Source organism: Vicinamibacteria bacterium (genome assembly GCA_035620555.1).
In the GTDB taxonomy this organism is placed as follows: domain Bacteria; phylum Acidobacteriota; class Vicinamibacteria; order Marinacidobacterales; family SMYC01; genus DASPGQ01.
Genome location: DASPGQ010000263.1, coordinates 1 through 10059 on the forward strand (window position 1 = coordinate 1; position 10059 = coordinate 10059).

7 protein-coding genes are annotated in these 10059 nt (G+C 63.2%); 4 read left to right on the plus strand and 3 right to left on the minus strand.

Going from position 1 to position 10059, the window contains the following annotated elements:
• Positions 1-514, plus strand: a 514-nt coding sequence (locus VEK15_10910) for a DNA mismatch repair protein MutS (GenBank protein ID HXV61194.1), incomplete at its 5' end; no start/stop codon positions are given.
• Positions 515-649: 135 nt separating this feature from the next.
• Here VEK15_10910 and sppA read toward each other — a convergent pair.
• Positions 650-2392 (minus strand): signal peptide peptidase SppA, encoded by a 1743-nt coding sequence (gene sppA, locus VEK15_10915; GenBank protein HXV61195.1) that lies wholly within the window; start codon positions 2390-2392, stop codon positions 650-652.
• Between the two features lie 13 nt (positions 2393-2405).
• Positions 2406-3134, minus strand: a complete 729-nt coding sequence (locus VEK15_10920; GenBank protein ID HXV61196.1) for a tetratricopeptide repeat protein — start codon at positions 3132-3134, stop codon at positions 2406-2408.
• Positions 3135-3465: 331 nt separating this feature from the next.
• On the opposite strand from VEK15_10920, the gene VEK15_10925 reads away from it, so the two are divergent.
• Entirely contained in the window at positions 3466-5856 is a 2391-nt protein-coding gene (locus VEK15_10925; GenBank protein HXV61197.1) for a DUF3536 domain-containing protein, read from the plus strand.
• A 156-nt stretch (positions 5857-6012) separates the two neighbouring features.
• Positions 6013-7545: a trehalose-6-phosphate synthase gene (locus tag VEK15_10930; protein ID HXV61198.1), complete on the plus strand. Its 1533-nt coding sequence runs from the start codon at positions 6013-6015 to the stop codon at positions 7543-7545.
• Positions 7546-7569: 24 nt separating this feature from the next.
• Here the strand turns inward: VEK15_10930 and VEK15_10935 are convergent, their stop codons facing one another.
• Complete coding sequence (locus VEK15_10935; protein ID HXV61199.1) at positions 7570-8991, minus strand: sodium:solute symporter family protein; 1422 nt, start codon at positions 8989-8991, stop codon at positions 7570-7572.
• Positions 8992-9102: 111 nt separating this feature from the next.
• Here VEK15_10935 and VEK15_10940 point away from each other — a divergent pair.
• The coding region (locus VEK15_10940; GenBank protein HXV61200.1) for an amidohydrolase family protein at positions 9103-10059 on the plus strand (957 nt) is incomplete at its 3' end.

Below are 10059 nucleotides of genomic sequence, written 5' to 3' on the forward strand. Positions count from 1 at the left end.
CGACGAGATCGGTCGCGGGACCGCGACCTTCGACGGTCTCTCCCTGGCTTGGTCGGTCGCCGAGTACATCGCCACCGAGCCCCGGCTCAAGGCGAAGACGATCTTCGCAACGCACTACCATGAGCTCACCGAGCTGGCATCGGAGCTTCCCGGCATCGTGAACCGCCACGTGTCGGCTCGCGAATGGCACGACGACATCGTGTTCCTGAGGAAGGTGGTCGAGGGCGGCTCCGATCGAAGCTACGGAATTCAGGTGGCGCGACTGGCAGGAATTCCCTCCAAGGTGATCCGACGCGCGCAGGCAATCCTGCGGAACCTCGAGAAAAACGAGTTCGACATCGAGGGACGCCCTCATGTCACCGGTGGCAGCTCGACCCAAGGGGCCCGCCAGCTGCAGCTTTTCGCCGAAGCCGAGGCTCGAATCGTGTCCGAGCTTCGCCGGATCGATCCCGAGCGCATGACGCCGCTCGACGCGCTCGCTCTGCTGAGCGAGCTGAAGAAGCAGCTCGATTGAGCACTTGAGAGTGCTCAATGCCGTGGCGGGACCCGTGATCGATCGTGCCGCCACGGCTCGAGCTGCTCACGGCGCGGCAGGCGCGCCGGGCTCGCTCCGCTCGCGCAGGCTGGACTGTACTCTTTGATCAGCCTGCTAGTTAACGTCGAGCTGATAGGGCATCAGCGCCAGCGGCACTCCGCGGGAGAGCAGCTGAAGCATCGGAGAGCTTTCGACGAGTTTCGCCCGGTCGAATAGATTCAACCGCAGGGGAGCGGACGCTCGGTAGATACTCTCGAGCAGGGCTTCGAGAAAGTTGCGCTTCTCGGGGTAGATCCGCAGCTCCACCGATGCGTCGGCATCGAAACCTGCCTTCTCTTTCGCGATCTCGAGCGCGCGCTCGAGTCCGCCGATCTCGTCGACGAGTCCGAGCTGAAGAGCCATCTCTCCCGACCAAACGCGTCCCTGGGCCACCGCCTCGACCGCTTCGGTGCTCATGCCGCGACCATCGGCGACGCGCCTCAAGAACGCCTGATAGCCATCCTCGAGGACGCGCGAAAGCCGGGCGCGCTCGTCGGCGGTAAAATTTCGGTTGTCACTGAAGAAATCCGCGCTCTCGGTGCTCGACACGCCATCCACGCCGATCCCCAGCTTTTCATAGAGCCCGGAAAGGTTGAACTTGCCGGCGTAGATCCCGATGGAGCCGGTAATGGTGGTCGACTCGGCGACGATCGCATCCGATGCCGTAGCGATCCAATAGCCGCCCGAAGCGGCGACGCTCCCCATCGAGACGATGACCGGTTTTTCTTGCCGGGTGAGCATGGCTTCGCGCCAGATGACGTCCGACGCCACGTCGCTCCCGCCCGGACTGTCGATGCGAAACACGACGCCATCGATCGAATCGTCTTTCCGCACTTTCTCGAACGCCGAGGCGATCGTATCCGCGCCCATCACCCTTCCGAACAGGGCGTCCTCCCCACTGCCTCCGGGGACGATGGGACCGATGCCATAGATGATCGCGATGCGGACATCGGCGCCAAAAGCGGACGCGCGGGTCGTGGCCCGCCGGTAATCCGCGATGCGAACCGGCTCGGTCTCGAGGGCCGACGTCCCTTCCGCGCTCTCCACCTCGTCGAGGAACCGGAGACCGTCCACCAGCCCCAGCTCCATTGCCTCGCCAGGCGTGAGGGGACCCTTTTCCAGAACCGCCCTGACGCTCGATTCATCGAGAGATCGGCCTTCGGCAATAGCATCCACCAGATGCTCGTGAATCGTTTCGACGAGCGCCCCGGTGGCCTCGCGCGTCGCCTCGCTCATCGACTCTCGCAGGAACGTGTCGGGGGCGTCCTTGTATCGACCGACGCGCTCGAACTCGGGCTCGATCCCGAGCTTGTCGAGGCCCGCGGCGAGGAACATGATCTCGGCGCGCACTCCCGATAGCTCCACTAATCCACGCGGATGAAGAAAGATCTCGTTGGCGGCAGAGGCGACGAGGTAGTCACGATTGGACGAAAACTCGATGAAGGCTACCACGGGCTTTCCCGACGACTTGAAGTCGAGGATCTGCTCGCGCAGCTCCGCCGAACGGGCCCACCCCAGCGTGTTGCCCCGAACCCGGAGCAGAAGCTTTTCCACGCGCTCATCGGTTTTGGCGCGCTCGATGGCGAACAGCAGGTCGCGAAAAGTCAGGCCCTCCACGCCGAAGAAAGGACCGCCCAGAGCGTAGAGCGGATCTTCGGGATAGGGGGCGGCCAGGTCGAGGCTGATCGTAGCGCGCTCGGGTACGCCGGGCACCGAGGCGCGAAGGCTCCAGACGAGGACGAAGAGCGAGGTCACGGTCAGCGCGAACATGCCGGCGACGACGAACACGAACCAGAATACGAAGCCGCGCTTTCTCATGTCGGAGACGAGCTCAGCTGGCGACGAACTCGAGGGCGTCGCGCCGGTTCATCGCGTCGCCACGGAGCTGAGAGTCGGGGTGCTCCGATACCATGCGATCGTAATAGAGTCGAGCCTGATCGAGGTTCCCAGCCTTCTCCTCGGTTTTCGCCAGCTCGAAGAGAACGTAGTCCTTGGGAAGCGGGTTGGCCTCGTCCTCCAGCAGGGAACGCAGGATGTCCGCCGCGCCGGAAAAGTCCTCGCGCTCGGCCTTGACCGCTGCCAGTGTTTGCGTGCCGAGGTAATACAGGAGATCCCGAGAGCCGGAGCCCATGTCGGCGAGAGCGTCCTCGGCGCGCTCGTAGTCCTTCAGCCCCGCATGGCACACGCCCATGTAGTAGAGCGCCTGACGACCCGCCTCGTGGCCCGAGAATTCGGTCGCGACGCCCTCGAACGCTTCGAGGGCCGCGCGGTACTTCTCCTCCGCGTTGGCGAAGGTCGGTGCGTCACCCGTGGGCGCCGCGCCACCCGGCGATCGTACGTCGCCGTGGTAGATTTCGAGGGCTTCCGCGAATCGTGCCTGTGCTTGCGCGGCCCGACGGCTGCGGTAGATGTACAGGCCACCCAACAGGAGGGCGCCACCGAGAACCAGCAGAACCGCGTTTACGATGTTCCTCTTGTTCTCGACCATCCAGTCCGTAGTCCGCTCAATGCCCTGGACGAACTCATCCTGCTTCAAGTGGTGACGTTCGGCTCGTTTCAACCTCGGTCCTCCAAAGCTCAGTCTATCGCAAAGTTCGAGAATTGTGACTCACCGCTCAGTGCTCGGTGCCGTGACCGGACCCGCGATCGATCGGCCGTCACGGCTCGGCCAGCTTGCGGCGGGGCAAGCGCCCTCTCGGTCCCGCCTGTCCCCTTCGCATCACCGGACACATGCGCCGTCTCCTCACCCCTCTGCCAGTTTAATTCCGCGACGGTTCTTCGGCATCGGCGTTATCATCTTGACCAGGTTGCTGCCGTATGTCGCACTCGATGGGTGTCGCTGACTCTACCCCCGCGTCGCCCTGGTTATTCGTCCTAGCGCCTCAATCGTGATGAAGTACGTCACCGTACACGGCCACTTCTACCAACCTCCACGGGAGAATCCCTGGCTAGAAGCCATCGAGCCTCAGGATTCCGCTCGGCCCTATCACGACTGGAACGAGCGCATCCTCGCCGAGTGCTATGCCCCGAACGCGGCTTCCCGGATCCTCGATGACGACGAGCGCATCGTCGCCATCGTCAACAACTACTCGCGTATCAGCTTCGACTTCGGGCCGACCCTTCTCTCGTGGATCGAGCGGGAGGCGCCCGCGGTCTATTCCGCCATCTTGGAAGCCGACAAAGAGAGCCAGCTCCGCTTCTCCGGACACGGCTCTGCGCTCGCCCACGTCTACAACCACGCCATCATGCCGCTCGCGCGCAAGAGAGACAAGGAGATCCAGGTCGTCTGGGGAATCCGCGACTTCGAGCATCGTTTCCATCGCCGACCGGAGGGAATGTGGCTCGCCGAGACCGCCGCCGATCTGGAGACGCTGGACGTCCTGTCGGCTCACGGCATCCGGTTCACGATTCTCGCACCTTCGCAAGCGAGGAGAACGCGGCGTCGGGGAAACGACTCCTGGGACGATGTCACCGGGGGGCGGATCGACACGACGCTTCCCTACGTGCAACGCTTGCCATCGGGACGGACCATCGTCATCTTCTTCTACGACGGTACCGTATCGAAGGCCATCGCGTTCGAGGGCCTTCTGCACCGCGGAGAATCGCTCGCCAACCGGCTGCTCTCGATCGCGCGCGACGACGGCAAGGCCCGGTTGGCGCACGTGGCGACCGACGGTGAGAGCTACGGCCACCACCACCCACATGGCGACATGGCCCTCGCCTTCGCCCTCGACAGCATCGATCGAAACGTCGACGCTCGCCTGACGAACTACGGAGAGTTTCTGGAACGGTTCCCCCCGGGGCATGAGGTGGAGATCCTCGAGAACACGTCCTGGAGCTGTGCCCACGGAATCGAGCGATGGCGGAGCAGCTGCGGTTGTCGAACCGGCGGCTCCCCGAGCTGGAGCCAGGCGTGGCGAGCTCCGCTCCGCGCCGCCCTGGACTGGCTGCGAGACGAAACCGCCGCTCGATTGGAAGCGAAGCTCGCCGATTACGTGAAGGACCCCCTTGCCGCGATTCTCGATTACATCGAGCTCATCCTCGACCGCGACCCGGCGAAAGTCGACGAGCGTCTGGGAGAGCTTACCGAGCCGCAAAAGGTGACGGTGCTCAAGCTGCTCGAGCTCGAGCGCCAGCTCCAGCTCGCCTATACGAGCTGCGGCTGGTTCTTCAACGACCTCGCGGGAATCGAGACGATCCAGATTCTACGGTACGCCGGTCGAGCGGTACAGCTCGCCGAGGACGTGTTCGGCCAGCCGATCGAGGCAGAGTTTCTGCAGAGACTCGATCTGGCGGTCAGCAACCGCCCCGAGGCGGGGACGGGGCGCGACATCTACCTCAGAAGCGTCAGACCGGCGATGATCACCTGGGAGATGCTCTGCGCCCATTACTGCATCAGCACTCTGTTCCAACCCGACGGTGAGATCGACCGAGTCTATAGCTTCGACGTCGAGAGGGTGGAGAGCCAATCTCTTCGCTCGGGGGCGATGCGCCTGATGCTGGGAAGAGTGCGGCTCACGTCCCGCATTACGCGTTCGACCGAACGGCTGAGCTTCGCCGTTCTCCACCTGGGCGATCACACCGTCACCGCCGGAGTCGAGCTCGATCGGCTCTCAGGTCTCGCCACCGAGCTGGTAGGACCTTTCCGAAGCGCCGACACCACGGTTCTCCTCCGCTCGCTCGACCAGCGATTCGGAGGACATATCTACAACCTCCGGTCGCTATTCGGCGACGAGCAGCGCAAGATCGTCGACTTCCTCCTCCAATCGTCGCTCGAGGACGCCGAGGCGGCGCACCGCAGTATCTATGAGCGGCACTGGGGCACGGTTCGGTTTCTCGCCGACCTCGGCGTGCCGCTGCCGCCCGCGCTGTCGGTTGCGGCAGAAGTGGCCTTGAACGCGCGGCTCAGAAAAGCCCTCTCCGATTGGCGAAACGGCGCCGAGGAGATCGGGAGCCTCGTACGCGAGGCAGTGGAAGAAGGGGTCCGCCTCGACGAGCCGGCGCTCGCCTGGACGGCGAGAACGAGCCTCGATGCGCTCGCCGAAGCCTACTTCGCGGCGCCCGGGGATCGAGCCAAGCTGTCGGCGCTCCGCGAGCGCGTTCGACTCGTCCGGTCGCTTCCATTCGAGGTAGAGCTGTGGAAAGTCCAAAACCTCTATTTTCAGTGCCTGAAGAGCGGCGGCCCCGGATTCCAGGAGTTCCTCGACCTCGGTAACGACCTCTCGATCCGCCTCGGGAAAACGAGGGGAAACGACGGCGGCGACCGGCGGCAAAAGGCGTAGATCTCCCGTCGCCCAGCTTTCCTCTGCGAAACTTGTGATCTTTCGTCTGGAATCTCGACTCCCTTTCTGGTATACTTCGCCAAATTCAGCCAAATCGTTGGGCTTGTCTTTCGGCCTGGTCCTGCTTCGAGTCCGATCGGCAACCGAAAGGAAACTATGGACGGTTATCGGGATCGGTTTCTCGTGGTATCGAATCGCCTGCCCGTCGTTTTCGAAAAGAAGAACGCGCGGTGGAAGGCGAAGCCGGGCAGTGGCGGACTGGTAACGGCTCTGACTCCCGTGCTCCGCGAGCGGTGCGGGGCCTGGGTAGGCTGGGCGGGAATGCCCGGAGCGATCGATCCTGAGATTCAGAGAGCTCTTCGGGAAGCGGCCCGTGAGCTGGGGTTGACGCTGTGGCCGGTGCCTCTCGATCGGGAAGAGATCCAGGATTTCTACCGCGGATTCTCCAACGAGGTACTGTGGCCCCTGTTCCACGATCTCCTGGCGAAGTGCAACTTCGATCCGAGGTACTGGAGAATGTACTGCCAGGTCAATCGAAAGGTCGCGGAGGTCGTGGCGCGCTCGTCGCGGGAAGGGGATTTCGTCTGGATCCAGGACTATCATTTTCTCAGAGCCGGTGCGGAGTTGCGTCGGCGGGGCGTCGCGAACCGGCTGGGGTTCTTCCTGCACGTCCCGTTTCCCGCGCCCGATCTGTTCCTCCGGCTTCCATGGAGACAGCAGATTCTCGACGCGCTTCTCCAGTTCGATCTCGTGGGCTTTCAGACCCGGCATGACCTCCAGAACTTCATCGGCTGCGTGGAAGAGCTGACCCAAGAGACAGAAATCGAGGAAAGCGGCGGAAGCGTCGTCGAGGTCCGGGCGCGAGCGATTCACGCGGGGCAATCGGGACGGGATACCTTTCGTTCGACGCGAGCCGGGGACTTTCCCATCAGCATCGATTACCGGCGGTTCGCGGCGTTGGCCAAGAGCGAGCAAGTGGCCGCCATCTCCAATCGATTGGAGAACGAGCTCGGAGGGCTCAGAATTCTGTTGGGAGTCGACCGGCTCGACTACACCAAGGGGTTGCTGCACAAGCTCCGTGGTTTCCGCGCGGCGTTGGGCCGGTTTCCCGAGCTCCGTCAGAACGTGTGCTTCGTCCAGCATGTGATTCCGAGCCGTGAGTGCGTACCCCATTACCGCAGCTTGCGACTCGAGCTCGAGAGGCTGGTCGGAGAAGTGAACGGGGCGTTCGGAACGGCTTCCTGGGTTCCGGTTCGGTATTTCTACCATAACCTGAGTCGAGAGGAGCTCTCCGCCTATTATCGTATCGCCGATGCGCTCCTGGTCACTTCTTTGAAGGATGGCATGAATCTCGTCGCCAAGGAGTTTTGTGCTTCGAACATCGGGGAGAAAGGCGTGCTCGTTCTGAGCGAGTTCGCCGGAGCTGCCTGCGAGCTCGGTGAGGATGCGCTCACAGTCAATCCATATGACGTCGTCGGGCTCGCCAGCACGATTCAGCGAGCCCTTACCATGGGGGCGGCCGAGCGGAAGAGACGGATGGCTCGGCTGAAGAACATCGTTCGGGAGAAGAACGTGTTCCACTGGGTCGATTCCTATCTCCGCGCTGCGGTCGAGCCCAGGCGTTATCTCGACCGGGACTTGACCATCGAGACCTACGGAACCCGGACCCTCGCCGCCCCAACGAGCTGAAGACTTCGATCGGCGGCTCCGGCGTCAACTCCGGCGACGGAAAATGACATAGGCGACGAGGCTCGCTGCCATCGCCCCGAGCGAAGCGGGAAGGTGCAACGGGATGAACGGTTCCGCCACGTACTGCCATCCGGTCACCCAGTGGATGAGCCAGATCGCGATACCCGAGCTCATCGATGCCACCGCCGCCTTCGGCGCGCACCGAAAGCCATAGACCGCAAACATCATCGGAACGAACAGGCTCACGAAGGCGACTTCGTAGGAATCTTCGAGCAATCCGTAAGCGCTCTGCCCGGAGTAGGCCATGGCGGCGCTACCCGATGCGACGAGGAGCACGGCGAGGCGGTTCAGGGTCAGAGACGAAAAACGTCCACGGTTCACGTGGCGGAAGATGTTCTCCGAGAGAACTGCGGCCGGGGCCAGGATACCGCTATCGATCGACGACAGCACGGCGGAGACGAGCATGACCGTGAAACTCACGGCTACCAAAGGCTGAGTGAAGCCATGGGCGAGCGCGGGAAGGATGGCAGAGCTAAGGGTATCAGGAAACAGGATGCGTCCCGAAAGACCCAGTCCCACGGGGATGATACCGAAACCGATGTAGAGATAGCCGCTCAACAGGCATGCCCGTCGGGCAATCGCCGGTGTCCGCGAAGCCGAGATCCGTTGGACGATGTCCTGAGACGGCAAGTTTCCCAGCGCCGCGATCGCAAGAACCGCAAGCCAGTCGGTGAGCTGCTGCAGTGATTCCACCGGAATCGGGTTTCTCATCTCGGGAGGCGTGTCGTTCCAGAGGCGCACCAGGCCGGCGAGGGAGCTCCCCCCTCCGAGCTCGGACAGAGTGGAGAGCGCCAGCAGGACGAGCCCTACGAGCACCAATGCAATCTGAACCGCATCGGTGACGGTCACCGACCACATTCCACCGAGCAATGTGTACCCCGAGCCCACGAGCGCGACGATGAGGATGCCGGCCGAAAGGTCGATCGCGAAGAACAGGTGCAACATTCCCGCGAGCGCCACGAATTGGGCCGCGACCCAGCCGAAGTAGCTGGGCACCATGATGAGCGCCGAGAGCACTTCCGCCTTGCGTCCGAATCGGGTCCCGAAGAGATCGCTCAGAGTCAAGAGCTTCATCTTCCAGATTGGACCGGCGATGAGCCATCCCGCGATCAGGAGACAGACACCCGCGCCGAACGGCTCCAGGGCAGCCGCCCTCAGCCCCGTTTGTCTCACTTCGTCCGCGGCGGTCAGGACGGTGCCGGCTCCGAACCAGGTAGCGAGGATCGTGCCGGTGGCGAAAGGAAGAGTCAGCTTCCGACCGGCGACGAGATAGTCCTCCGACGTCTGGATGCGTCCCTGGATCCTGAAGCACAGGGCGTAAAGGGCCACGATATAAGCGGCGAGACTGCCCCCGAGCACCCAGACGAGCGACGGAGCCAGCGTCAATCAGCTCTCCTGCGGCCGGCGGAAAAGCGGACGGTTCGGGCGAGGTGGTCCACGTCGAGCGCCAGCGAAGATCAAAAGGGTGCTTCTCGCGTCTATGACATAATCGCCGGAGTGAGATCCAAAAGCGACCAAAAAAAAACGAGGAGGGGACGCCTCTGGCTCTTCGGCGCGTTCATCCTCGCTCTCGGTGCCTGTCGCCTGCCTCCCGAGTCTGCCGATCTCGTGATTCGGGGGGGCTCGGTGTACACGATGAACGAAGCGCGCGCCTGGGCCGAGAGCGTGGCGATATCGGCGGGCGAGATCGTCTTCGTGGGCGCGGATAACGACGTGGACGCCTTCGTGGGAACCAAGACGCGGGTCATCTCGCTCGACGGCGCGATGGTGCTTCCTGGCTTTCACGACTCGCACGTCCATCTGGTTACTGGTGGTGTCGAGCTCGGTCAATGCAACTTGAACGGTCTCGAGTCGAGACTTGCGGTGCTGGAGGCGATCGAGTCGTGTGCCCGGGAGGCCTCTTCATCCGATTGGATCGTGGGTGGCGGCTGGGACCTCCCCCTCTTTCCCGGTGCAAATCCCCACCGCGAGGAGCTCGATCGCATCGCACCGGATAAGGCCGTCTACTTGAGCTCTGCCGACGGGCACTCCGCCTGGGTCAACAGCAGGGCGCTCGCCCTCGCTGGCATCGACCGGAACACCCCGGATCCGGTGAACGGTCGCATCGAGCGCGACGAAGCCGGCGAGCCCTCGGGTACGCTTCGCGAGGCCGCGGCGGGTCTCGTCGAGCGACATCTTCCTCGACTATCGGAGGATGACTACGCCCGAGGACTGAAGCGAGGACTCGCGATGGCGAACCAATTCGGCATCACTTCCGTCATCGAGGCCGACGGAACCGATCGGGTTCTCGCAGCCTACGAGAGACTCGCACGAAGCGGAGAACTGACGGCGCGGGTTCGCGTCTCGCTGAGCATCGACGAAACGCGAGACGAGACGCAGGTCGACGAGCTCCTCATGAAGAGAGCCCGCGTCGGACGAAGCGAATTCCTCCGGGCCGATGCCGCGAAGATCTTC

What these genes read in the sequence shown, in the direction of transcription:
- sppA (HXV61195.1), bottom strand. Translation starts at nt 2,392, where the DNA reads ATGAGAAAGCGCGGCTTCGTATTCTGGTTCGTGTTCGTCGTCGCCGGC.
- VEK15_10925 (HXV61197.1), top strand. Translation starts at nt 3,466, where the DNA reads ATGAAGTACGTCACCGTACACGGCCACTTCTACCAACCTCCACGGGAG.
- VEK15_10930 (HXV61198.1), top strand. Translation starts at nt 6,013, where the DNA reads ATGGACGGTTATCGGGATCGGTTTCTCGTGGTATCGAATCGCCTGCCC.